This is a genomic window from Anabaena sp. UHCC 0187 (assembly GCF_009712035.1).
Taxonomy (GTDB): domain Bacteria; phylum Cyanobacteriota; class Cyanobacteriia; order Cyanobacteriales; family Nostocaceae; genus Dolichospermum.
This window is the reverse complement of sequence record NZ_VILB01000013.1, coordinates 540,426-565,614: the sequence shown is the minus strand read 5'-3', so window position 1 is coordinate 565,614 and position 25,189 is coordinate 540,426. Positions and strand designations below refer to the sequence as shown.

Here is a 25,189-nt window from a genome sequence, read left to right as displayed (position 1 = left end):
AACAATCTGGATTCTAGTCAAGTTGGCTAGAAGTTGTTGACATCTAATTTTGAATATTCAGACTGTTTGTGAACATTCAATTTTTCTGTGATCATCCCTGCTGTGGGGGTTTTGAGATCCCAAACTAAACCTACTTTTTTTAGAGCAAGAATCACCCAACCACCAATATCAATTTGCCACCATTTCAAACCCAAGAGGGCTGAGTGGGGAAAGGCATGATGATTGTTGTGCCAAGCTTCGCCAAAGTTGGCTAGGGATAGCCAGAATGTGTTATGGCTGTGTTCTTCTGTCTCAAAAGGGCGCTGTCCATAATAATGGGCAATGGAATTAATCGTCCAAAAGGCATGATTGACGCAAAAGATTCGCACCAATCCTCCCCAAAGAAATCCCTGTAAAATGCCTGTCCAAGTCCAGGTAAAAAGTCCGTCTAAGATAGCAGGAATGGCTAAACCAAGAACAACCCAAGTCAGATACAAACGATTGACTTTGCTGATAATTGGATCTCTGAGCAAGTCTTTGGCAAAAACAGCCGTATTTGTAACGTCACTGTTCAACATCCAGGCAACTTGCCCATGCCACAATCCCCGCAAAGTTCCCCATTTTTCTCCTTGGTAGATTAGGGGTGAATGGGGATCACCGGGGCGATCGCTATATTTGTGATGCCTACGGTGAATACTTGCCCATTGGATGACTGGTCCTTGAGCGGACATAGACCCCAATATCGCCAATAGGACTCTAATGAATGTATTGGATGCAAAAGCACAGTGGGCAAAATGTCGATGAAAACCCACTGTTATTCCCAACATTGTCAAGGTATACATTACCAGGAATAGTTCAATTTCTACTGGACTGATACCAAACTTAAAAGTTGTATAGATGGCTATTACTAACCCAAAAAAAGGAATCAAGATAGTAGCAAAGGCGTAACGCTGTTGCAGGGATTTGAGATAATCATTTTCTATGGTTATCTTTGGTCCTTGATGTTGTGCGGGGCTATCCAATGGTATGGACATTGTATTTCCTCAATTTATGGTAAGTATTCAGCTATAGAAATCATTCATATCCAGATCCCCGACTTCACCAGATCAATTTATAATTTATGGACACAATCATAAAAGAAGTCGGGGATCTTATCGCCTCACCTGAATTCTGACAATTTATGCAGTTAAAATTAAAGGACTTGATAACTCTGAGTTGCCAATTTTTCCTCCTACAATATTCAGAGTTTGGTCAAGAAACTTTTCTTTGCAAATACGCCGTTGAATTTTGCCACTGGAAGTTTTAGGAATACTGCCAGTTTTAATCAGCACCATACCATAAGCATGGATTTCATGTTGCTGCATGATTGCTTCGGAGATTGCTGCTACTACATCTTTGACATTCAGATGCCGCAGGTGTGTACGTTCAACTTCAACCACAACTATCAACTGCTCTATATTGTCTTGTTCTATGGCAAAAGTTGCACAACAATTAGCACGCAAAGCTGGATGGCTGCTTTCTGCTGTGAGTTCGATATCTTGGGGATAATAATTGCGACCTCTGATAATAATCAGATCCTTCATCCGTCCAGTAATGAACAACTCACCATCTCGCAAAAATCCCAGATCCCCAGTGCGGAGAAACGGACCTTCATTAGTATTTGCTAAATAAGCACCAAAGGCTGTTTCTGAAAGTTCTGGTTGGTTCCAATAGCCTTGGGCAACACTTTCACCTGATACCCATATTTCTCCTATTTGTTCGGAAGTACACTGCTGAAGCGATTCTGGTTCAACTATAACGATTTCTGTATTCAGCCAAGCTCGTCCACATCCAACTATATGTCTGATATTTTGGCTGTCTTCAGATGTTTCTATCACCAATTTTTGTTCTAATGCTTCTGCTGCAACTGTGCAGTAAATTGGTTTTTCTTGAATTCGTCCGCCGGAAATCATTAACGTAGATTCAGCCATACCATAGCAGGGGTAGAAACAGTTGGCACGGAAACCATAAGGGGCAAATTTAGCAGTAAAATTCTCTAAAGTATCCCTTCTCACCGGTTCTGAACCACTGTAAGCACTTTCCCAGCTACTTAGATCCAGGGATTCCATTTGTTGAGGTGTAATCTTTTGAGTGCAAATATCATAGGCAAAGTTGGGTCCACCGCAGTGAGTAGCTTTATAGTTTGTAATCGCCTGTAGCCATCGCCCAGGGGACTGGATAAAAAATTCAGGTCCCATCAAAACTGTCAGAAATCCGGTGTACAAGGGTTGAATAATCCCATCAATTAGACCCATATCATGAAAACTGGGTAGCCAACTGACAGACACGCTTTCTGGTGTGAGTTCAAATGCTTGTTTTATATACTCTGAATTATGCAGTAGATTACCATGAGTGACCATTACTCCTTTAGGTGTACCTGTAGATCCTGATGTGTATTGGAGAAAGGCTAAAGAGTCTATGTTTGCTGTTGATGGCTGCCATTCTGAAGCTAGGTTAAGATTAATGTCATCGGTAGTTATTAAAGGTAAAGTTGCTAATTCTAAATAATTAGTTAGTTTGAGTTGTAGTTTGTTTAATAGAGAGGTTGTAGTGATTGCTAATGTCGCTTGTGAATCGGATTTGATTGCTAAAAGTCGATTCGCTGGTCTGTTTGGTCGTGGGGGATTCACGGGAACGGCGATCGCATCAGCATATAAACATCCAAAGAAGGCGCTAATAAATTCTAAACCAGGCGGATATAGCAATAATACCCTTTCACCCCGATTAATAGTTTGACGTAGTTGATATGCAATGGCTCTGGCTTTTTGGTCTAACTCTTGATATGTTAATTTATCTGTTTCTTGTTCTCCATTGTGAAGAAACCTAAATACTATTTGGTTAGGTTGATGGAATGCCTGATGCCGTAGCATTTGTACTAAAGTTGAATATTGCTTTTCTGGATTCCTCATACCAACATTAATAAATAGAATAGATAGGATTAATTTACTGCAACCGTGATGATTTTAAACTACATTCCCCATTCTGATTATGACAATTTGTAACATCTGCGTTTGGTTTGGCGGTGAGCAAACCCTATTTAAATAGGGCTTGCTGATAGCGGGGCGTGGCGTAAGCCATAAAAGTCTTTTCGTGATAGCGCAGCGTGACGTAAGTCATGGGCTAGGAGTCAGGAGTCAGGAGGAAGAATTAGAAGGAGGTAAGAATAGTGTCAAAGTCCCAACATTTCATCCAATTCTATCCTGGGTAAATCAGGGGGAATTACTGTTTTGATGATGGTAAATTTGTTACTTTCTTGCTGAGTAGCCTGATTGAGAGCGATCGCGGCCAAGCGAATTTCTAGGCAGCCAAAGGGAATTTTCAGATAAATTGCCGTTTCCCCTCCTCCCCAGGCGTTAGAACGTAAATCTGGCAGAATATGTGGTCCATCTAGTAAACTACGAGTTTGGTAATCTTCCACCCATAACTTGACTGCTACTGAAGATGAGACTTCAGGTAATTCTACACGCACCATTATGGATGTACCCGCGACAAGTTCACCCTCTGGTAAATGCAATTGGGGAGTTGCTAAAGACTCCATTATCACAGGAGAGAAATCTGCCGCAGTTTCCTCCTCCAGCGAAGGGGAATAATTGTTATCTTCTATAGTCTCACCACTCAAGCTATCCAAATCCAGTTCAATCACGAGATCATCTATAACTATTTCTTGAGACAACCATACAGGTTGGGTTAGTATTGGAGTGATTAGATTGACTATTTCCGCTTCCTGAAGTTCTAAAGAAAGATTCTCGTCAGCAACAGGATTTTCTTGGCTTTCCATGTCCCCATTTAACAGCATTGGCACATCTACAGCTTGAGTTTCTTCCTCAGCATTATTGTCTGGGGATTCTTCAGAAACAACTTCCGTTAATAAGTATCCTTGGCTTTGTATCCATTGTTGCAACAGCGGAGAATTGTTTTGAGTATCAACCACATCTAATTCCTCACCATTGAGAATTAGGGAATTTTCCTGAGTATCAACCACAACTAGTTCTTCACGTTGGATCACCCCCGCCACAATTTCCGCTATTAATTCTGCGTAGGATGTGTCATCTATCACAGGCTCATTGCTCTGCGGGAAATTATCTCCTGGTAATTCTGGTATGTTTTCTGATAAATTTACTACGGTTGGTAACTGTGGGGAGTAATCGAGAGTTGGTAAATCTCCCACATCTAACTTATTATTAATTGGTTCCTCTTTAGTTGGCTTAACTTTTAACCGTTTTAAGTACGGCAAAGAATTGTTAATTGGTTTAATTACCAGCTTTTTCAAATCAATTGGCGGAATAATTAGAGTTTTGTCCAAGGAATCTTTTCCTGAATTAGTAGTAATCCTTGGCGTAGGATGGTGAGGTAAATTTGGCAGTTGTGGTGAAAAACCTTCCCAAGATACCAGGGGTTTAATTCGAGGTGGTAAAGGTTGGTTAGGGGATGGCTTTAAAATGTGAAACTGAGCTAGTTTGGGAGTCTTAGCCAAATTAAAAAGTTCTAACCCCACATTTATAGAAGGCTTTAGCTTCGTTGGTTGGTAACTTTCTGGTAAAAAGTCTTGGGAATCCGATGAAAAAGTTTGCAGTGCTAATAATTCAGTAACATCGGCTGTAATTGTAAATGTATGACTAGCCAAAAGTATAATTTCACCAACATCCGCTAATGCACCATATAAATTAATATCTGCTAAAAGTAACTTTGATTCACACTTAGGGGGGATATCAATCAGGGTACTAAAGGCAAAAGGTAAGACTTGATCTGTTAATGGCTGCTTGATTTGGTTGAGGATTTTTGACTCTAAAGGAGATCGCAGTGCAATTTCTAGTCTTAGCTGACTGATTTCATCTGGAGAAAATCCCTCATTTTCCAAATTCTCTATTTCATTTACTTCCACATAGCCATGAATGATAAAATTATCTCCCCAACGAGCAACATAAGTATCTTGATCTAGACTCAAATTCAGTGCTAGAGGTGGCGGCAAGGTAGGAGCATTCTCAATAGTTTCCTCCTCTAATAAGGGTTCATCTTGGGGTAAAGCTAGATCTAATAAATTTTGTAAAATCTGCTCTGTTGTTTCACCCTTAAACCAGGTAGAAGTAGCATGATTCATCACAATGCTTACTTCAGTATCCGCCTCGGAAGCAATGTCAGATTCTTCAGTCAGTTGAGGAGAAGATTGTGAATTGGTTTCTTGGGGTAATACTTGGATTACGAGGGTATGTTGCCAGGATTTACCTAGCATATCTGACATCACATCCCCAGAGCATCGTAATTCCCAAATCCCTGGTTTGAAGTTGGTAAAAGGAATTACTGCCATCAGTCCTTCAACATTAGTCCGGCGCGATCGCTTGAGAATTCGCCGTTTAGGAGGAACTTCCTGGGTTGATATATGACTTACCCGCACTTCTACATCTGTATTATTCAGATGAGAGCGAGCCAAAACTCGGTAATTACCCGCCCAAATTTTTAAATTTGGCGATTCCAAGGTCCGCCAAGTGTGATCTCCCTGTTTCTGTATCAGAAATTGCCAGTTTTCCATTATAAGTAACGCCTAAACCGAAGAGCAGCCAATTAATATTTTGCATTAACACCATCGCGCAATTCCCCTTCCTCAACTCTTAGTAGGTCGGGGATGTAAGCGAGTCATAAACAAAACCTCTGGATAATTAATTTTCAACACAGTTGAAAGAAATTATTCAGACAGTTGAATTTATGACAACTATATTTTATTTATTCTTTTCTGCTCAATGTATTTATCTACAAAGCATATACACGCTCATTGACAATATCAGTGGTTGAATTAGATGATAGTAGTATACTAGAAACACCAACGGGGTGATTGATTAGTTTCATAAGCATTTCTGTATTAATTAGTACCTACTCATTGAAATACTGCGTAAGTAACTTATTTTAATTCAGCCCCAAATTATTAAAGAAACACCTTCTTGAGATATTTTGAGAAGATACCTTTTTGGGCAATTTTATTTGTTTAATGTGATTTAATTTACTTAAAGGCTAAAAAAATATTTTAGCTATGCCTGTAGCGCGAGTAGCTAAAAGCACATTTTTTACCTGACCTCACAAAATCGCGCTGCTCCCGACGAGCAGTAGCTCGCTTAGGATTACCATCATAAAGACCAGCGAGAACTCATTGTGCTTTTTGAAGTGCTTCGCGGACAACAAACTTTATCAAAGTAAAAACCCGTACTATATACATACCAATTTTTTGAAGATACGAAATGTTTTTTTGTTCTGGCTCTCCCAGATTAGTTATGGTTATTTAATAACAAAAAAATCTCAAAATCTTTACCAGGTAAAGATTTTATTAATCCAAAAATACAGATTTAATAAAAATATTGTTTTTTTATATTAAAACCTTTTGTATCTAAGGATTTCAGATGAAATTAAGTATTAATTTTACATAGCAAGTCTAGGAGAGCCATAAATATTTCCCCAAAAGTTGTCGAACGATAAGTAGATGGATAGATGAGATTCTCGCTTATTTTGATAACCGAACCACTCAAGGAGTTGTAGAAGGAATTAATCAGAAAATTAAGCTCATTAAAAGAAGAGCTTATGGCTTAACTAACTTTGATAGTTTTAGAAGAAGGATTTTACTAGACTGGTATTTCTGCTACTAAGTTATCATATCTAGTCTGGAAGAGCCGAATATTTTGCTGTGAAGTTTAACAGTATTGTTGTTGCTGTTGCTCCCCATTACACATCACAAAAATGCAGTAATTGTGGTGTAATTGTGAAAAAATCTCTTTCAACTCGTACTTACAAATGTAGTTGTGGTTGTGAGTTGCAAAGAGAGTGAAAACTGAAGAGAGCAAATTCTGACGTAGAATGTAGAATCCCCGTGTATTTAGACCGGGGAGTGTCAATTACTCCTGACTTCTACCCAATCCCAGACTATAGCGGTTTTGATAATAAGACACTATCTGCTTAAATATTTCCCTACTTTCCCCATCAGCATTTGCTGTCCACGAAATCCATAGGCCAGAAATTTGACTTTGGCTGTAATCAAACTCTAAAGATGTTTGGGGTATTAATCCAACTTCTACCCCTACAACTTGGCGTAAATGCGCGGCAATTTCTCGATATACAGCCAAAGGTAAACCAGGGAATTCTATTTTTTCCTGTGTCTCCATCTTTAGGAAGCTCCCACAAGATTTTCCTGTGGACTAACTACCGAAATCCCATTACCTAGAGAAGCTGTAGTTGCTGGTTTAGATTCTTGCGTAGGTTGTTCTCCTACCTGTTTAGCAACTTCAATACCATACTGTTCCAAAATTACAGTAGGACTGACTCCTTGATTCATCTCAATCCGTTTGACTAATACGCCATTAACCAGTCTTTGTCCCGGTTGTACATATCTACTGGTTGGCTCATCCGGTACTTTAATAATTGCTTGGGGGACTTTACCAATTAAGACCACACCAGTAACAATAACTGCTCTGGCAGTTACCGGCTGTGGTGCTGGTGGTAATACAGTTGTGAGTTGGGGAGATGTGACTGATCCAGGTAAAACTATTGGTAAAACGGGTTTGGGTTTTTGGGCTATCTGCATTGGTTTTTTAGTTAATGCAGTTGCTGGTTTAATTGCTGTTGTCCCGATTGGTTTTGGTGGGATTGCAGTTGTTCCAGTTGGTTTCGGTTGGCTTGTTGTAGGCAAAGGGGGCAACTTAGGAACTGAAATGTTGCCAGGTCTTAGGGGAGTAGTTTGAGGAAATATCGGCTCGATAATTTGCCCAAAGGGGTCTGTTCGTCCTTTCTGTAATACAATCAATCGCTCTGTGCTATTGGTCGGTTGAATCAAGCTGGCAACAGCACCAGGATTCACGGATGGTTGGGTAGACACAATAGGATTACTAAAAGGTGGAGCCACAGATTGTGGCTGTGTCGTCGGCTGGGCAGTTGCTTGAGGACTAGCAGTAGGAATAGCAGTATTAGTAGCTGTTGGCTGTTCACCGACTGTACATCCAGTGAGTGCCAAGGTTGTTAAAATAGCTGCGGCTGTAATATGTAAATTTGTACCCATTAGCTGTTTTCAAATGCTATAGGAAAGTTTTGTTAGGTGAGACTACGCACTTAACCAATCTAGTTAAGTTTTTACGTTGTGTTAATTATACTTAATTTTTGACTTAGTGATAATCATATCACATAAAATATGTGGTTCAAAAAAGAAAGAGCGCGATGACTGAGTGATATCGCAGTGTCCCTTGTATCTTAGACCTAAAGTGACTGAGTTTTATACTTACTGAGTAACTCTATAGTCTAAATTTTGACATTTCAGAAGTTGCTTTACTTGTAATATTACGAACCTAAAATCAATAACTAATCTTCAGCCACACCCATAATATTTTTCAACAAGTTTAATCCCTTTTTCACTTGTCTAGAAACTGTCACGACACTAATACCCAAAAGTTCTGCTACTTGTTTTTGAGTTAGATCTTGCAAAAATACACACTCAACAACTTCACGAGTCCGTTGTTCTAACTGAACCAGGGCTTGTTGTAAGCGAATTTGGTCTTCTTGGGCTAGTTGAAAACTGCGATAGTTGCTATCTGGAACTAATTCACCCAAACAGGTAGCACCTTCTTCTCCATCTTGTATGGGAACATCCAGACTCAAAGGGGCGCGGTTAATCCATGCCAATTTAATTTCTTGCCATTCACTGAGAGTAATTTCTAATGCTGTAGCTAATTCCCCATCTGTAGGTTGGCGATTATATTGCTCACGGAGGGAACGAGAAATTCCCACAGCTTGTTGTTGCAGCGCTAACCAACGTCTGGGTATTCTCACAGTCACGCCTTTATCTCGCAGATAGTGTTGAATTTCACCACGAATATAGGGCATCGCATAGGAACTAAAAGCATTTCCCTTAGAAAGTTCAAATTTTTCAATTGCCCTAATCAAGCCTATACAACCTACCTGAAGCAAATCCTCATAGCTCTCATGGCACTGATTAATCCAATAATGTGCTTCTTTTCTAACTAGTCCCAAATTGAGTTGTACCAGTTGATTGCGAACCCTTTCTGAACGGGATTGTTGGTACTCTCGCAATAACTGTGAAATTTCATGCTTTAATTCGTTTGTGGCTGTAGTAGACATAATATTTGGTTTTTAAACAAGTGAAGTGGATTTATAGTCGCTTTTAAACTTAGCGGCAATGAGCAAGGGTGTCCTAGTCATCAGATAGATGTTGAGAGCCGGAATTTATAAAACCTGATGTCAAATAAAAGTCTTAGCTGTATAAAATTGCCGTAAATAGGTTAAACAGTACAATTAGCACCAGCAAGATGGGATGGATATTTTTTGACTCAACTTAGTTGAGAGTGTTTCCTAGTTTATTAAAAAACTGTCCTAGAATTAAAATATACAATTAGCTATCCAATATTAAACCGGGATTGTACCTATATTTAACTAATTAACTATGAGATTTGCTTATAGGTCTGGAGAATTTCCATCAAGTTGATGATTATCAAGGTTTAGGCTGCGATTACTTTTATTTATCTGCCCTCTCCTCTTTTTCCTCCGACTATTACCTAAGTAAGATTACGTAACTAATTAATTAAGTTCATCTCAGCTTTAAATTTAAAAATCAATAAAATTTTAAGTCAATAAATTTATGTAGATAAAAGCTCCAGTTTTCTTAAAAAAAACCAAGATGCACTTTATCAGTAATGTGCATCTTGGTTAAGGGAATGCCAACAAATAAATTCTTCCGGAGTCAGGCATCTTGCCTGTTAAACAACTATCTGGAGAGATTGTTTGATTTGGGATACCCAAAAAAGTATTTTATTCTCAAATCCAGAGAGGTATATTAGGTCACAAAAAATTAACAGAATTTTTATGGATTTTTACGCCCCCATGAACTTGTATAAAAATTTAAACGCTAGGCTCAATGCGACCATAGAACAAACCACGAATCTTCACTTCTTTAGGTTCACCTGCACCTAAATCTGTATCAGAAGGTTGTTCACTTTCAAAAGTCCCAGCAATTTCACCAGAAGTGTTATCCACTTTGGCTACTTGCAAGGAAATTTTACCACTGAGAACTTCTGCCCGCTTGACATTAGTGCGAGTTAGATCTTCATTATCAGATCCGGCTGGTAACGCTACAGCGTTATCATAGCCACTAACAACACCACGACCTTTAGGATCTAAGAAAGCTGCACCACGATAGGAAGGGACTTTAAAAGTTCCTTCAAAGTCAGTGGATGTGTTGATGCTAGTTAAATTAGGTTGTGTTTGTGCAACTAAGTTTTTGATGGTAAACAGGAAGGGTACTAGTTCACCACCAGGAAGTTTAACAGTGATAGCTTGGAAGTCAAGACCATCTTCTTCTGTAAAAGTCAAGCTATTATCTGGATTGCTGGTGAGCTTACCTTGTACTTGGTCAATAGTAGAAGTATATCTGGTCATAATTTTACCAGGGACAAATTCTGCTTCTTGACGTTTGTTAGCAGGTTCTTCTTTCACAAAGAAATTGGTTGGTTCTAAACAAAGTTCTTTGATGGTATATGTCAATTTAGAATCAACGGCAATGGAACCACGACTAGTTTCTGCCAGTTGGGGGCATTTGTTAGCCAATCCCGTGCCACGAATTTGTTCGTAGGTGAGAACATCACCTGCGCTGGTAGATGGTGCATCACTGCACGCGGTGATTAGCCCTAAGCATAGAGCGAAGAAAGCAACAATTAAAGCGCGATACCTCATGGTCAACCTCAATGTCAAAAATTAATATCTAAGTTGTCAAACTGCTTTGCTAAACGGACTTAAACACATTGTGTTTCTGAGTCTAGAATTCAAACCATAGACTAAGCAGCGAACCGCATCCATTTTGGATGATGTATGTGTTGCCAGTACAGACATCAAGAATGTTTGGATAGGGAAATTAGCCAGATCATACAATTTTTTTTAACTCAAAATCAAAGCACTCTAGTGGTTAAATCCTGCTGTAATACAGCACAGATCATGGAAAAGCCTTCTCTACCTTACCATCAAGGATTCTTGTTACCTGAGAATAGTGAGAAAGTTATCTTGGATTCTTTTGTTGATCAATTTAGTAATTTTTCCAGTATCGTATTAGTTTTATGGAGTAAAGCTTTCTATGGATCATGATCAAAATTGGGCATCTAGGGATTTATCCTGGCAGTTAGAGGCGATTTCTACGGCTGTTAAAGATGTAGCCCAAGCTTGCGGTGGGGATGTCATTGCGATATTGGCTTTATTAAGGCATTTAGAAGAGTTGCACAAAGAAATTCGAGATGGAGTATTTCAGGAAAATTTGCCTGATAATCGCCAAAGACTCTATTCACTTCTTAAAGATATTGAGTCTGAGGGGGGTTGGCCTTATATCGCCCGGATGCGAATACAAGCTTTATTAGTTAATTTATCAGAGGAAGCTAGTGATGAGGATGCTCTTCCCAACTACACTCATGATGTTTTCAGGATTGATAACTCCTCAGAATAGTGCAACATTTAACATTAATAAATCAAATATTTTGGGATTGGATGGTGATGCTATCACCATCAGACGAATTTAATATCCAAAATACATTGGACTGATATTCACAAGGGGAAAAAAATGGCTGGGATATTGTCAGTTTCTCGGATAAATTTAGCTCAACGTCGTCAGAAATTGCGGCGGCAGCGACAAATCAAAGTTATTCAAGCTATTTGGCGAACAGTTGCCGTGACTGGATTTGCCTCAGCTTTGTTATGGGTGGCAATCCAACCAATGTGGGTATTAAAGGATTCAGAGCAAATAGTCATCAAATCCGGTGATAGCGAAGCGCGACCTAGGACTCAACTTTTGACACAAAAGGATATTTATTCACTGTTGGGGCTATCCTCTCCCCAGTCTTTATGGCGGATTGAACCTTCTGTAATTGCTGACTCTTTAAGAAAACAACCACATATTGCCCAAGCCACTGTTAATCGCCGTTTGTTACCACCTGGTTTAATTATTGAAATCCAAGAACGAGTACCCGTGGCAATAGCCCAAATACGCAAAGATCAAGCAGTAACTAATTGCATTCTTGCCCCTTCATTTACGGGTAAACCTAGTAATATTCAGTCTTGTTTACAAAATAGCAATGGGGCTAATCAAGAAAATCAACTAGGTTTACTTGATGCTAGTGGGGTGTTGATGCCAATGGCCAAGTATATATCTATTAATCCCAAAGTAAAATTACCCCAGATGATAGTGATTGGTTTAACTGCACAGTACAAGCTATTTTGGACTCAAATGTATAAAGCTATCAGCCAAAGTTCTCTAAAAGTGACAGAAATTGATTTTCAAGATCCTACAAATTTAATTTTGAAAACTGAATTAGGAAATGTCCATTTAGGTAGCCCTAGCAACAAAATCCCCGAACAAATTCAGGTACTTGTGCAAATGCGCCATTTACCAACTAAAGTTAATCTTAGGAATATAGATTATATTGATCTCAAAAATCCTACTACTCCAGTAGTACAAGTGAATCAAAAAAGTAGGCTTAGTGATAAATAAATCAGAACAACTAAACAAAACACCAATCCGTTGAAGGTAAGAATTTTGGTTCTACTGCTACCTATCTATGCTTCTACCTGTCTGAATAGACAAATTCTCTTAATTAATAATATCAGGTGCTAATTTTATATTTTGGTAAACTAGGTATATATTATACATATATGCACAGGATTTTTCAGCCATTAGTCAAGAAGTCATCCTAAAGGTTGTAAAATTGATAACTAAAAAATATCAGGAGGTCATTAAAAATTCGACTAAGACTCAACTATACAGCACTTTTCTTTTTAAAGTACACACCTAAATATCTAAAAGGTTTATGGGACAAGGGTTAGAGAATTTTGTTTTCTACCAAACCGTTACACAAAGTGCTGTATCAAACAGTTAATAACCAGTTAAATATCTGAGTTCGATTTGTCGCCAAAGCTTTTTACCTGGGGATAGAGTTGTTATAGTGTTGTCTGCTTCGGAGTTGAGTTAACATTATTATCGGAGTGATCTGCTGCTGATAACAAGCATAAGATAAATGTCTATGCTTTTTGGAACTATACTTTTTAAGAATAGGGGGGAGTCAGCAACATTAGCCGCTGTGATCGTAAACTATACAGCTAATCATCTCAAGAATGCACCAATAAAAAGTCAGAAAGCCCACGGGCTGTATACCTGACTCCGTAACAAATTGCCAGATCTCGCCTGTCATCATGTAGGCTGGGAAATAGTAAAAACAATAAAACGCAGTGCCAAAATAAATTCTGGCAATTTCAAAATATAGTTGACTCTTAGGTGAATCACACCGAGAAAAGTCGTTTATCTACCTTTCACAAATCCAATGACACTTGACAATAACCAAGGGCTTACCCATAACTCTCAATCTGCGGGACAACCAGGGTTCTCTCTGGCAGTTAACTCCACCAATCCCTTTAATAATTCTGGGCTGAACTTTGCTCAAAGTAAAGATGGCAAAAGAATTGCTCCTGAAAATAGCGGTATTGGTGAAATTGTTCCCGGTCGTGTTGCCAACATCAAAGTAATTGGTGTGGGTGGTGGTGGTGGTAATGCTGTCAACCGCATGATTGAATCTGATGTATCTGGGGTGGAGTTTTGGTCAATTAACACCGATGCTCAGGCTCTGACTTTAGCGGGCGCTCCTAGCCGATTACAAATTGGGCAGAAACTAACTAGAGGATTGGGTGCAGGGGGCAATCCTGCTATTGGTCAAAAGGCAGCAGAGGAATCTCGTGATGAGATTGCCACGGCTTTGGAAGGTGCTGACCTGGTGTTTATTACTGCTGGCATGGGGGGTGGAACAGGTACAGGTGCAGCCCCAATTGTGGCAGAAATAGCCAAGGAAATGGGCGCTCTCACCGTTGGTGTGGTGACTCGGCCATTTATTTTTGAGGGACGCAGACGCACTAGCCAAGCAGAACAAGGGATTGAAGGCTTGAAAAGTCGGGTAGATACGTTAATTATTATTCCCAATAATAAGTTGTTGGAAGTCATTCCGGAACAAACCCCTGTGCAAGAAGCTTTTCGCTATGCCGATGATGTGCTGCGTCAAGGTGTGCAAGGAATTTCTGATATTATTACCATTCCCGGATTAGTTAACGTTGACTTTGCCGATGTGCGGGCTGTCATGGCCGATGCTGGATCAGCTTTGATGGGAATTGGGGTGAGTTCGGGTAAATCTAGAGCTAGAGAAGCCGCAATTGCCGCCATTTCTTCACCTTTATTGGAATGTTCCATTGAAGGAGCTAGAGGCGTTGTCTTTAATATTACTGGTGGTAGTGATCTGACCCTCCATGAAGTTAATGCTGCGGCGGAAACAATCTATGAAGTGGTTGATCCTAATGCCAATATTATTTTTGGAGCGGTAATTGATGACAGACTGCAAGGAGAAGTCAGAATTACTGTAATTGCAACTGGGTTTACTGGTGAAATTCAACCACCATCAGCACAAACCGTAGTTACTCCTAGAGTTGTTACACCCACTCCCACTACCACTACTAGAAGACCTACTCCACTACAACCACCTGTTAATAACCCCAGTCCAGTTGTAGAACAACCAAAAGAAAAACCCTCCTTGGATATTCCTGATTTCCTGCAAAGACGACGCACACCACCAAGAAATTAAATGATTGTGGATATGAGATTTTAGATTAAATTCTCAGTCTCAATTGAGGCTGATTGCTGTATACAAGTTGTTAGTTATCAGTTGTTAGTTGTCAGTTGTCAGGAGTTCAGGAGGAGGAAGTAAATAAATTTATCCCCTGCCCCCTGCCCCCTGCCCCCTGCCCCCTGCCCCCTGCCCCCTGCCCCCTGCCTATTTATTGGCTTCTACCCATTTAATGACCTGATGAGCAAGATGAGTACCATCAAGACGGTCAATTTCACGAATACCTGTGGGGCTTGTGACATTGACTTCGGTTAAGTAGCCACCAATTACGTCAATACCCACGAAAATTAAGCCATCTTGCCGGAGTTTTGCGGCTAAATGGCTACAAATTTCCTGTTCTCTGGGGGTAATAGTAGTTTGAGCCACTGTGCCACCGGTTGCCATATTATTACGAAAATCACTACCACTAGAAAGGCGATTTAGCGCACCTATAGGTTCACCATTGAGTAAGATAATCCGTTTATCTCCCTCCTTGGCTTGGGGTAAATAATTTTGTACCATAACTGGAACTTGACCTTGGAGCGTGCTAAGTTCGACAATGGAATTAAAATTGCGATCGCCTGATTGTAAAAATAAAATTCCTTCCCCAGCCTTATTCCCCAAGGGTTTGAGAATTGTTGCTTCTTTGGCTGCGACAAATTGGCGAATTACTTGTTTATCCGCACTAACAATTGTTTCGGGAATACATTCCCTAAATTGCAGGGCATACATTTTCTCATTAGCACTACGAATCCCAGCCGGATTATTGATCACCAAAGTTTTGTTTTGGTCAACGTAATCGAGAATATAAGTAGCATAGAGATAAGCATCATTGATTGGTGGATCTGTCCGCATAAATACGGCATCCATTGTTTCTAAGGCAGTAAAGGCACTAGGACTTAATTTAAACCAAGAATTAACTGCTAACCAACGTCCCTCTACTAACTCCACGGGAACAAGTTCTACCTGCTGCAAGACAGCCCAAGCTTTGCCATCAATCACACTCAGCAAATTTGCTTGAGTTATCCAAATTTCGTGTCCCAGAATTTGCGCTGCTTCCATCAAAGCGACACTGGTATCATGACATGGATCAAGCCGATGGATAGGATCAATAATAAAAGCCAGTTTCACCTTTTATACCTCTTTTCACTAGGAATTTTCATACTAAATATCCCCGACTTCTTTGCCAAAATTTTCGCTAATATGACTAAATTAATTTCAGAAGTCGGGGATCTCATAGACAATATTTTAAGAAACTAGCATTTGATCTAATTTACCTTGACGTTCTAAAGTATGGATATCGTCACAACCACCAATGTGAATATCATTAATAAAAATTTGTGGTAAAGAACGTTTTCCATTAGCTCTTTGGGACATTTTATCTCTTGCTATTTCATCTCCATCAATGTTGTATTCGATAAAATCAACACTTTTATTTTTGAGTAGACTTTTGGCACGCACACAAAATGGGCAAGTAGTCCAAGTGTAAATTTCTACTTTCGCACTCATAATATTCTCAAAGAAATGTAATACTTCTTAATTTTAGACGGAAGTTTAGTGGTAATGGGTAATGGGTAATGGGTAATGGGTAATGGGTAATGGTAAAAAATTCTTCCCAATCACCAATCACCAATCACCAATCACCTATTCCCAATTACCTATTCCCATTCAATAGTTCCAGGTGGCTTGGAGGTAATGTCATAAACCACACGGTTTACACCTTTCACTTCATTCACAATGCGAGTAGAAATTGCTTCTAGGACATCGTAAGGAATCCGCGCCCAGTCTGCGGTCATGCCATCTTCGCTGGTAACAATCCGCAAAACAATGGGGTAAGCATAGGTGCGTTTATCACCCATCACTCCCACACTGCGAATAGGTAATAACACAGCAAAAGCTTGCCAAACTTCGTTATATAAACCACGTTGGTTAATTTCTTGACGGACAATTAAATCAGCGTCTCGCAAAATATTCAAGCGTTCGGAGGTGACTTCACCTAAAATACGAATTGCTAAACCAGGTCCAGGGAAAGGTTGACGTTGCACAATTTCTTCTGGTAAACCAATGGAACGCCCAACTTTGCGAACTTCATCTTTAAATAGTTTCCGCAGTGGTTCTACCAGTTTAAATCTCAAGTCCTTTGGTAAACCACCTACATTGTGATGACTTTTAATTTTCACTGCTACCCGTTCACCACTTTTCGGATCAACGTTGGTATCAGCAGATTCAATCACATCTGGATAAAGTGTACCTTGAGCTAAGTAGTCAAAATGACCAAGTTCCTTTGATGTCTCCTCAAAAACACTGATAAATTCATGTCCAATGCGGCGACGTTTTTCCTCTGGATCGGTTACTCCAGCTATAGATGAGATAAATCGTTCGCGGGCATTGACATATTCTACAGGAATATGAAATTGTTCTTTAAATAACTTTACTAATCTTTCGGGTTCTAATTTCCGCATGAAACCCTGATCAATAAATACACAGGTTAGCTGCTCACCAATGGCTTTATACAGGAGAAAAGCTAGGGTAGAAGAGTCTACACCGCCAGACAATGCTAATAATACCCGTTTGTCTCCGACCTTGGCGCGAATTTCCCGAATTGATTCTTCGACAAAAGCGGCTGTTGTCCAAGTTGGTTCACAGTCACAGATATGGTAAACAAAGTTACGAATTAAGGCTAAACCACCCTGAGAATGGACAACTTCAGGGTGAAACTGGACACCATAAAGTTTTTTGTCATGGTCAGCGATCGCTGCACAAGAGGTATTATCGGTATGGGCCAGTAACTCAAAGCCTGAAGGCATAATTGTGACTGAATCTCCATGACTCATCCACATGGTTGTACCCTCTTCGACATTAGTTAATAAGTCTGTGGGGTCATCTATGTATAGGGATGCTTTACCGTATTCACCCCGTTCGGCTTTGATAACTTCTCCCCCCAGTTGATTAACCATGAGTTGCATTCCATAGCAAACACCGAGAACGGGTATTCCCAATTTCCAAATTTCTGGGTCACAATGGGGAGCGTAGTCGCTATATACGGAATTTGGTCCACCGGAAAGGATAATACCTTTGGGGTTAATTTGACGTAACTGTTCGGCTGTGGTGCGATAGGAAAGAACTTCTGAATATACTTGAGTTTCGCGGATACGACGAGCGATTAATTCAGAATATTGAGAGCCAAAGTCTAAAATTACAATTATTTGACCTTTAAGTTTCCCCAAATTTTCCTGTGTTTGAGGTACTTGTTCTGTTGGTAGAGTCACCGCTGTATTCATGCTATGGAGGATGTGTTGTTAAGGATAAGAAGTCTGAACTATGATTTTTGTGATTTTTGTGATTTTTATGATTAATGGTGATAACAGATTAATTAATTATCTAAATCAAATTAATCATATAAATCGTAGTTAAAATTAATCATGCAAATCATAGTTAAAATTAATCATGCAAATCATAGTTAAAAATATTTATTGGAGATACTGACGATAATTCATCTTAAGTTAGCACAATTTTTCCACTAACATACAACCAGTTTTACTTTTAACGAGGATTTGGCGATCGCGGTCAAAAAGCACAGAACCGCAAGCTATGATGGTTTTACCTTGTTCATTGTGGCTATTCATATATTCTTGGCAACGGGTATCAATTGTTTCCGCAATGGCACTATATACTTGATTTACCCAATTACTACCAGTATTACTGTCGAGAATTTTCAGGTGTTTTAGTGCTGCTTCTGCTGTGGGACTATTAAAAATAGTTTGAACATCTGGAGACTTTAATCCTAGCATGGCACAATGGGCTGTTAAAATTTCGCGCCGACCATCAGCTAAATGATGATGAGTATGAAAGATTCCCCCTGCTAATTTCATCAATTTACCGTGATAACCAAATAATAAAATTTCTTTTACACCTAAAACATCAGCCGCAACTAACATTGGGCCTAACCAGTTAGCGGTTTTTACCAGTTGTGCGGGGTTGATACCAAGTTTCTGGGCTAAATCTAGGCCATTTTCCCCAATACAAAAGACCAAAGTTGTAAATTGACTGGCTTTATCCGCTAAATCAGCGCGAAAAGCTGCTAATTGATCTGGTGTACTTAAAGGTTGGGAAATCCCTGTTGTTCCTAGTAAAGACAGTCCTTCCACTACTCCAAACGCGGGGTTAGAAGTCCGCACCGCGAGCGATCGCCCCTCTGGTAAAATAATTGTTACCTTGATTTTTTCTGTCGGTTTTAATAATCGCTGTAAATTTTCCTTTAATAACTTTTGAGCATAACCATAAATTGCGGCTTTCCCCTCACCATTGAGTTGCTTCCCAATCCCCTCTCCACCCTGAATAATTACCGCTTCTCCATCTCCCTTGTACCATGCCACCACAGCCCAAATCGGTGTATTCTTGGTTAAATCTAGGTTATCACCAGGATCACTACGAGTCATAGCCAAAGCCTGATTTTCTGATATTCCTGCGACTTGTTCAATGGGTATTTCGGCAATTTCAGCAGGTTCAATCAAATCTATAGAAGTCACATTCAGGGGTTGATGATAGCGTAACCAATGCAAAGCCGCAACCGCAGCAGCACAAGCGAAAACCGGCAAAGTGTATCCAGAACGGGACATAGTGACAATTAAAAGTTATTCATTATCAATTATCTCATACCCCAATTTCTGATAACAAAACTTGCATATCTTCCCAAGAAATATTTTGTTGAAGATAACGGGGTGACTCAGGATTATAGGGACTTGCTATCCTGTCAATTGCGATAATTGTAGCCGTATCTGGTAACACAGGAACATCTGGATCATAAGCAGTTGGACGCATTAAAGAACTAGAAAATCCCTTAAATATAGCAATTTCATCGGTTTCATCATCAATTTCTACGGTGACGATGAGAACTTCTTGGGATTTTTTGACTGTATATTGTTCCAGTCTTTTACCAACAGAGTTATTCATTAATTCAGAAGTCGGAACTATGATTTGTGTGATTATTTTGATTTAGATGATTTATTTGCTTAGTGTGTAGCTGAACGTCCATGTTTACCGAGTTTAACCGCGACAAAATAACTTAAGTAAATTACATAAATTGCTAAAGTAACTATACCCAGAAACCCTAGAAAAGCAGGTTTACTGTTGTGGTGGAAATAGTCTTTAAAGATTAATGGTGCTTCTAACCAGACGCTACAGTAAGGAGTTTTAATCGCAGTTCCTGAAAAAGCACAACCTAAGAAGGGTAAAAGGGCTATTGCTCCTAAACTACAATAAACCGTTGTCGCCCAACGCCAAGAGGTAAAAATTAGTTTTAAGGGACTATGGGGATAATAGTCAATTTCATCATTGATATCTACCCAAAACCATAGCGCAATTGGGATGAGAATCCGCGCCATTAAAGCAGAGATAAAACTAACTCCAAAACTGCCAATCATTAAGTACATACTAATAGCTAATAAACTAGCTACTCGCCAATAAATCATTAATAAACGTTGCATTCCTTCTGCTTTTTGCACAAATGCCCAAATCAGCAGAATCAAAGGAATAATCAGCGTAAATAATAAAGCCAGTCTATAGTCCATCCAAACATAAGGGCGAAACCATACTTGTGTCATAAAGTCAATAAAAAAATAGGAAAATTTGTGAATGGATATTTGATCAAAAAGTGAAAGACGGGGAAAAGCTCCCCGTCTGGTTCAAATCCATCTATGTAATGGAGCTTAAAACCATTGATATCCCCGTCAGTTGTCACTTAATACAAAAAGTATAGCGGCTGATTCTAGTCTTCGTACAGACGGCACTCATCCGCTTCTGGATTATCATCGCAGTATTTTTCTAGGGCGTTTTTGGGCTTGGTTTGACGCTGGTGAGAAGCTTCCGCTTGCAATTCTTCTACAGCATCCCAAGCAGCAGCACACTCAGCGGAGTTACCACCGGAGATGTCGCATACAGCGCGGGCTTGTTCAACTTCTTCTTGGATTTTTTCTTGAATGTCGCCAGTAGTTTGTGTTTGGGTATTGGTCATGATTGTGTCTCTTTATGTTTTGTTTCTACTAGTATAGAAAAACTTTGAAAATTGCAGTTTTTTCTGGCTGAGATAACTAGTTGTACACCTTTGGTGATAATTCCGGTGGGTAGTATCTTCCAAATAGGGTCTTTGCTCGTTGAGCAAGATATATCCAGGGTATTATCCCATGAATATGATAAGCTGTTATACCTATAACTTACATGATTTTCATAGGATACAGATTGGGAATATTGCTTATAAGTTTTTAATTAATTATTATTAGTCTATATGTTTGCTTGTAAGATTAATTTCTTATAAAAACTTATTTTAACGTAATTATGCCAAAAATGTGATAGATGTATCATTTTGTCTGGAATTTATTGACAATCCCCGCGCCTACAGACGCGGGAAGTATTAATTTGCCCTATTTAGAACTACCAAAAAATTGAGAAGTAGGCTTTTTCTGTTGACGTTTTCGCCAATAACCTGCTCCTAAAACTCCAATCATGAGAGTTCCCAGGATATTAGATGGTTCTGGTACTGATTTTGGCTTAACAATGCTATCAATCCAAGATGTATAGCTAGAAACAATCATCCCACCTCCACCAGTACCAAAAGTACCAGGTGTTTGTTGCTCATCAAACCAAAAACCAAAAGTGTTGACACCTGCTAGTAAAAACTTCCCATCTTTCTCGATAAAGCTCGGTCCACCAGAATCTCCACCACCTAAATTTGTTTCCACTGTGTTACCGAGTGTTAAACCTCCCATTAAGTTGGTAGATGAATCAGGTCCATCAAAATCGTAATAGAAAATTTCTGGTTCTCCGCTGCCTTCATCATCTTCCTCAAAAAAGTCTGCATTGTTCTTACCTACACGCTTGATATCAAAGCTGGCAGTTTGTGGGTAGTACCCATTAACGCCATCACCCGTTGTTCCATAACCGACCATAGTTAATGTCTGACCTGCTAACATCGGCTCTCGGTAAAGCTCGTAAATAGGCACTCCTGTAGGCAAATCCTCCCCCAAAGTGAAAATAGCAAGGTCGTCATTAATTGTCGGGTTGCTGAAACCAGTAAAATTAGGGTGGATGTTAAGTGCCGCTGTGGTGATAATATTGGAAAAGCTCCTCCCGTAGTTGAGAATAAAGCTAACGTTGTTAGGTGGAAAATAAATAGTGCCATCATCATTAGCATCAAGACAATGAGCAGCACTGAGAATATGCCGTGGGCTAATTGCTGCACCAGAACAGAGGAAACCTGTATTATTACCTAAATTCATGAATAGACTACCTACTCCGGCAAAGGGAGAAGTGGTAGTATTGGGATCAATCCGTTGATTTGGTGAATCTGGGGGAGTACCATTAGGATCTCCCGCAACGATTAATGGGTCTATAAAGTCTGTGAAAATGCTGGGTAATTTGTGGTATTCAACTTGGGAATTAGATGGGGTGAATGAAACTGCTACTGCACTTGCAGACCAGTGAAGAACAGCAGTCATAACCACACCGACTGAAGCCAGAGTTTTATATAGAAATCCCCTCTGTGTGGGGAAAGCAGAGTTAGAAGCTGTTAATGGCTTGAAAGTGTTGTGAAAAAAATGGATTGTCATTTTTCCAATGTCTTTTACGAAGTTGATTTGGAAACATAATGCCCATATTTTCAGCCTCCCTGTCACCCTAGCTTGTTTAGATCAGAGCATAGAATATTTGGGTCATTGGCAGCAATTGCATCAATAACTAAATCAAGATAATATGCAGATGATAAAAACTTGAGGGTTTTATTATTGGAGGAATATCAAACTTTACCCTACCGAATACCGACTTTACCCTTTTTTGCAGAATTGATAGTATCAATGGTTGGACTTATAGATAAGTAGCATTTTTACTACTTAATATAATAAAAGCACCAAACTTACTTATACTACCCTGCTACTTTTTGGAAAAAACTATTTTGAATTCACAAAATCAATATTTGCACGTTCAGTTAAATTACGCAAGTGTTTTTACGTAAATTTTAGATAAAGATTTTTAATCAGTCGAGAATACATAGTAATTTAACGGAGTAGATTATAGTATTTACTGTATTTAAAACGTCGTAACACCCCATTCCTTTATAGGGATGGGATAGTCAACAGTAATACTACTAGAAAAAGCGAAATATGATGGATTACACGTTTTACATTTTATCGCTAGACATCCTGACTTTGCACTACGAAGCCTGTTAACATCCACTGACAATTCCCGACCATTGCACCTTTTTCTCCCGTTCTCGACGATAAGAAAAGAAATGTTCTGGTGTTTGGAAAGTACAATAGGGAGCGATCGCAATTTGTTCTCCACTAATTCCTAATTGTTCCAACTGTAAAGCATTTACCCGCCGCACATCCAAACGCACCTTTCCTGGTTCTGGATCTCTGAGTAAAGGTGAATTGGGTAAATTATGTAAAGCAGCAACAATTTCTTCTGGTTCATTATGTGATATAATGCTGTTGCCAATTTCCGCAGCCACTTCCACAGAAACTTGGTAAACTTCCCCAGCAATAGCCGGACCCATGGCCACACGCAAATCTGCTAAATTACTACCGTGAGATTGCATTTTCATAATAGCTTCAGGAACAATTTTAGCCGCTGTACCTCGCCAACCAGCGTGTAAAGCCGCCACCTGTCCGGTTTTAACATCTCCAATCAACACAGGTGTACAATCAGCAGAAGCCACCCAGACAGCTTGTAAAGGTCGCTGACTTATTAAACCATCTGCCAAGGCCAAATTATCATCACTGGCGTTGACATGATTATCAACCTCTTGGGGAGTCAAAACAGTATTGCCATGTACCTGTTGTAAGCGATAAGCTAAAGCCTCTGGTTGTAGTGCGTGAGTTAGCTCATGGGGTGGACGTGGCCAAAACTGTTGGGTAAAGAAACCATGAGGCCAGGGTGTTAGAAGATTACAAGTCAGATAAGGTAGACCTTCCCAATTGTGCCAGTGCCAAGTGTGCATCTTTAACCAAACCTCAATAGAAAATTAACAATCTTCAATCAATGTTAACTTGAACAACAGCCAAAAAAGATTTACCCAAAAGTAAAAAAATCTGGAACTGAACTATGGGGAACTGCGGTGGAATTTAATCGGCAACTTTTGGTAAATGCCCTCAAGGAAGAATACAAGCATCAGGATTTACCATTCTCTCTACATATTTTTAACACTGTATCCTCGACAAATCAAACCCTGTGGCAACTAATTGACCAGGGAGAAAAATCAGGCTGTGTAGTTATTGCCACCGAGCAAACCGCCGGACGGGGGCAATGGGGTCGTCAATGGCAGTCTTCTACTGGTGGTGTATATCTTTCAATGGCAATAGCTCCTAAGTTAGAAGCCACCAGCAGTTATCAACTTACTTTGGCCAGTGCTTGGGGAATTACAGCGCAATTACGAAAATGTGGTATACCCGTCGGCATAAAATGGCCAAATGATTTAGTATTAGATGGTCGTAAATTAGGCGGCATTTTGACTGAAACCAAAGTCAATAAAGGACAAATTACTCAAGCCATTATTGGTGTTGGTATTAACTGGGCAAATCAAGTTCCAGAAACGGGAATTAATCTGCAATTATGGCAAAATTCCCAGAATTGTCAGATCATCCAGCATTTGGAAAGGCTAACTTCACAGGTTTTACTAGGAATTAAGTCCGGTATAGAGTGTCTACAGGTAGAAGGAATAAACATCCTCTTATCTAACTACCTCGATGTACTCACAAATATAGGTGATCAGGTTTATGTCAACAATCTTTTAGGTACAGTCGTTGGAGTTACTCAAGAGGGAAATCTCCGGTTAAGAATGACAACTGATGATGCAAAAGCAGCGGTAACACCAGAAATTTCCTGCCAACCCGGTACAATTAGTTTGGGTTATCGTCAAGCTTCTGTTTAATGATTGAGTTTGTGAAAAATTTAGTTATTTGGGCAAACAAACGACTGAGGGAAACGATTTTGGATTTGAGACATGAGATTTGAGATTAGGGTTTCCAGTTCCCAACTTTATCCAGGGATAACAAACATCCAGATTGTTTTAAAGCAATTAAACTAATCTATAGAGTTGATCTAAAATCCAAAATTGACTCTTTAGGTTTTATTACACACAACAAAAGAGAAAAAATGACGCAGCACCATAAATCTGCCCATAAAAATTTTTATTATGGTAGTACAAGTAAACGCTTTGCTTCTAGACTACCAGCACAAAGCCTTTGTTTGCTAAGTAGTTTTAGTCTTCTCGGTAGCGGGTTTGTGGCTGCTCAAACGGAAACTTCATCAATAGACAACATTGTCCCCACTATTGAGAATGCCCAACCCACAGCAGTTACAAATCCAGTCCAGAAAGAAACTATTATTCCAGAAATAGCCAAGCCAAAGCCACAGCCAGATTTTTCTGACCGCCAAGCTAGGCTAAAAAAGAGGCTAAATAGCAAAAGTGTTGCTGAATCTACAGAAGTTGTCAGAGACGCTAAACCTACAGCTAGTGT

General features: G+C 39.5%; 20 protein-coding genes and 3 pseudogenes. 7 read left to right on the top strand and 16 right to left on the bottom strand.

The window, feature by feature from the left end:
* Window positions 1-26: 26 nt before the first annotated feature.
* The 3 genes from FJR11_RS15495 to FJR11_RS15485 all read right to left on the bottom strand — a co-directional run bounded on the left by FJR11_RS15495 (window position 27) and on the right by FJR11_RS15485 (window position 5,545).
* Window positions 27-1,013, bottom strand: a complete 987-nt coding sequence (locus FJR11_RS15495; protein WP_168505187.1) for an acyl-CoA desaturase — start codon at window positions 1,011-1,013, stop codon at window positions 27-29.
* A 144-nt stretch (window positions 1,014-1,157) separates the two neighbouring features.
* Complete coding sequence (locus FJR11_RS15490; protein WP_168505185.1) at window positions 1,158-2,927, bottom strand: fatty acyl-AMP ligase; 1,770 nt, start codon at window positions 2,925-2,927, stop codon at window positions 1,158-1,160.
* A 260-nt stretch (window positions 2,928-3,187) separates the two neighbouring features.
* Window positions 3,188-5,545 (bottom strand): hypothetical protein, encoded by a 2,358-nt coding sequence (locus tag FJR11_RS15485; RefSeq protein WP_168505183.1) that lies wholly within the window; start codon window positions 5,543-5,545, stop codon window positions 3,188-3,190.
* Window positions 5,546-6,461: 916 nt separating this feature from the next.
* Between FJR11_RS15485 and FJR11_RS15480 the strand changes: the two are divergent.
* Both FJR11_RS15480 and FJR11_RS23905 read left to right on the top strand, forming a co-directional pair.
* Window positions 6,462-6,647 (top strand): annotated as a pseudogene (locus tag FJR11_RS15480) (transposase); the annotation flags it as partial.
* Between the two features lie 26 nt (window positions 6,648-6,673).
* Window positions 6,674-6,823: pseudogene (locus tag FJR11_RS23905) on the top strand (zinc ribbon domain-containing protein); the annotation flags it as partial.
* 70 nt (window positions 6,824-6,893) lie between these two features.
* On the opposite strand, the gene FJR11_RS15470 reads toward FJR11_RS23905, so the two are convergent.
* The 4 genes from FJR11_RS15470 to FJR11_RS15455 all read right to left on the bottom strand — a co-directional run bounded on the left by FJR11_RS15470 (window position 6,894) and on the right by FJR11_RS15455 (window position 10,731).
* Complete coding sequence (locus FJR11_RS15470) at window positions 6,894-7,160, bottom strand: hypothetical protein (RefSeq protein ID WP_168505181.1); 267 nt, start codon at window positions 7,158-7,160, stop codon at window positions 6,894-6,896.
* A 2-nt stretch (window positions 7,161-7,162) separates the two neighbouring features.
* Window positions 7,163-8,050 (bottom strand): hypothetical protein, encoded by an 888-nt coding sequence (locus FJR11_RS15465; protein WP_168505179.1) that lies wholly within the window; start codon window positions 8,048-8,050, stop codon window positions 7,163-7,165.
* Between the two features lie 296 nt (window positions 8,051-8,346).
* Window positions 8,347-9,123, bottom strand: a complete 777-nt coding sequence (locus FJR11_RS15460) for an RNA polymerase sigma factor SigF (protein WP_168505177.1) — start codon at window positions 9,121-9,123, stop codon at window positions 8,347-8,349.
* Between the two features lie 777 nt (window positions 9,124-9,900).
* A complete protein-coding gene (locus FJR11_RS15455; RefSeq protein ID WP_168505175.1) occupies window positions 9,901-10,731 on the bottom strand; it encodes a photosystem II manganese-stabilizing polypeptide in 831 nt (276 codons plus the stop codon).
* Between the two features lie 394 nt (window positions 10,732-11,125).
* Here FJR11_RS15455 and FJR11_RS15450 point away from each other — a divergent pair, with 394 nt between their 5' ends.
* The 3 genes from FJR11_RS15450 to ftsZ all read left to right on the top strand — a co-directional run bounded on the left by FJR11_RS15450 (window position 11,126) and on the right by ftsZ (window position 14,657).
* Entirely contained in the window at window positions 11,126-11,488 is a 363-nt protein-coding gene (locus tag FJR11_RS15450; RefSeq protein WP_168505173.1) for a hypothetical protein, read from the top strand.
* 114 nt (window positions 11,489-11,602) lie between these two features.
* The gene (locus FJR11_RS15445) at window positions 11,603-12,529 is read left to right on the top strand and encodes a cell division protein FtsQ/DivIB (RefSeq protein WP_168505171.1); all 927 of its coding nucleotides are present in this window, start codon (window positions 11,603-11,605) and stop codon (window positions 12,527-12,529) included.
* A gap of 826 nt (window positions 12,530-13,355) precedes the next feature.
* Window positions 13,356-14,657, top strand: coding sequence for a cell division protein FtsZ (gene ftsZ, locus FJR11_RS15440; RefSeq protein ID WP_168505169.1), 1,302 nt, complete (start codon window positions 13,356-13,358; stop codon window positions 14,655-14,657).
* 189 nt (window positions 14,658-14,846) lie between these two features.
* Here ftsZ and gshB read toward each other — a convergent pair whose 3' ends face one another.
* The 9 genes from gshB to pgeF all read right to left on the bottom strand — a co-directional run bounded on the left by gshB (window position 14,847) and on the right by pgeF (window position 23,670).
* On the bottom strand, window positions 14,847-15,809 hold the full coding sequence (gene gshB, locus FJR11_RS15435; RefSeq protein ID WP_168505167.1) for a glutathione synthase: 963 nt from the start codon (window positions 15,807-15,809) through the stop codon (window positions 14,847-14,849).
* 117 nt (window positions 15,810-15,926) lie between these two features.
* The gene (grxC, locus tag FJR11_RS15430; protein ID WP_168505164.1) at window positions 15,927-16,187 is read right to left on the bottom strand and encodes a glutaredoxin 3; all 261 of its coding nucleotides are present in this window, start codon (window positions 16,185-16,187) and stop codon (window positions 15,927-15,929) included.
* A 149-nt stretch (window positions 16,188-16,336) separates the two neighbouring features.
* Window positions 16,337-17,959, bottom strand: a complete 1,623-nt coding sequence (gene guaA, locus FJR11_RS15425; RefSeq protein ID WP_168505162.1) for a glutamine-hydrolyzing GMP synthase — start codon at window positions 17,957-17,959, stop codon at window positions 16,337-16,339.
* 222 nt (window positions 17,960-18,181) lie between these two features.
* Complete coding sequence (gene cbiD / locus FJR11_RS15420; RefSeq protein ID WP_168505160.1) at window positions 18,182-19,297, bottom strand: cobalt-precorrin-5B (C(1))-methyltransferase CbiD; 1,116 nt, start codon at window positions 19,295-19,297, stop codon at window positions 18,182-18,184.
* 34 nt (window positions 19,298-19,331) lie between these two features.
* Window positions 19,332-19,631, bottom strand: coding sequence for a hypothetical protein (locus FJR11_RS15415; protein WP_168505158.1), 300 nt, complete (start codon window positions 19,629-19,631; stop codon window positions 19,332-19,334).
* Window positions 19,632-19,690: 59 nt separating this feature from the next.
* Window positions 19,691-20,281: a DUF3177 family protein gene (locus FJR11_RS15410; protein ID WP_168505156.1), complete on the bottom strand. Its 591-nt coding sequence runs from the start codon at window positions 20,279-20,281 to the stop codon at window positions 19,691-19,693.
* A gap of 164 nt (window positions 20,282-20,445) precedes the next feature.
* Entirely contained in the window at window positions 20,446-20,691 is a 246-nt protein-coding gene (locus FJR11_RS15405) for a Calvin cycle protein CP12 (protein ID WP_168505154.1), read from the bottom strand.
* 406 nt (window positions 20,692-21,097) lie between these two features.
* The gene (locus tag FJR11_RS15400; RefSeq protein ID WP_168505581.1) at window positions 21,098-22,282 is read right to left on the bottom strand and encodes a trypsin-like serine protease; all 1,185 of its coding nucleotides are present in this window, start codon (window positions 22,280-22,282) and stop codon (window positions 21,098-21,100) included.
* A 611-nt stretch (window positions 22,283-22,893) separates the two neighbouring features.
* Window positions 22,894-23,670, bottom strand: coding sequence for a peptidoglycan editing factor PgeF (gene pgeF, locus FJR11_RS15395; RefSeq protein ID WP_168505152.1), 777 nt, complete (start codon window positions 23,668-23,670; stop codon window positions 22,894-22,896).
* A gap of 117 nt (window positions 23,671-23,787) precedes the next feature.
* Here pgeF and FJR11_RS15390 point away from each other — a divergent pair, with 117 nt between their 5' ends.
* Together FJR11_RS15390 and FJR11_RS23590 are read left to right on the top strand one after the other, a co-directional pair.
* Entirely contained in the window at window positions 23,788-24,600 is an 813-nt protein-coding gene (locus FJR11_RS15390) for a biotin--[acetyl-CoA-carboxylase] ligase (protein WP_168505151.1), read from the top strand.
* A 224-nt stretch (window positions 24,601-24,824) separates the two neighbouring features.
* A pseudogene (locus tag FJR11_RS23590) lies at window positions 24,825-25,189 on the top strand (peptidase M23); the annotation flags it as partial.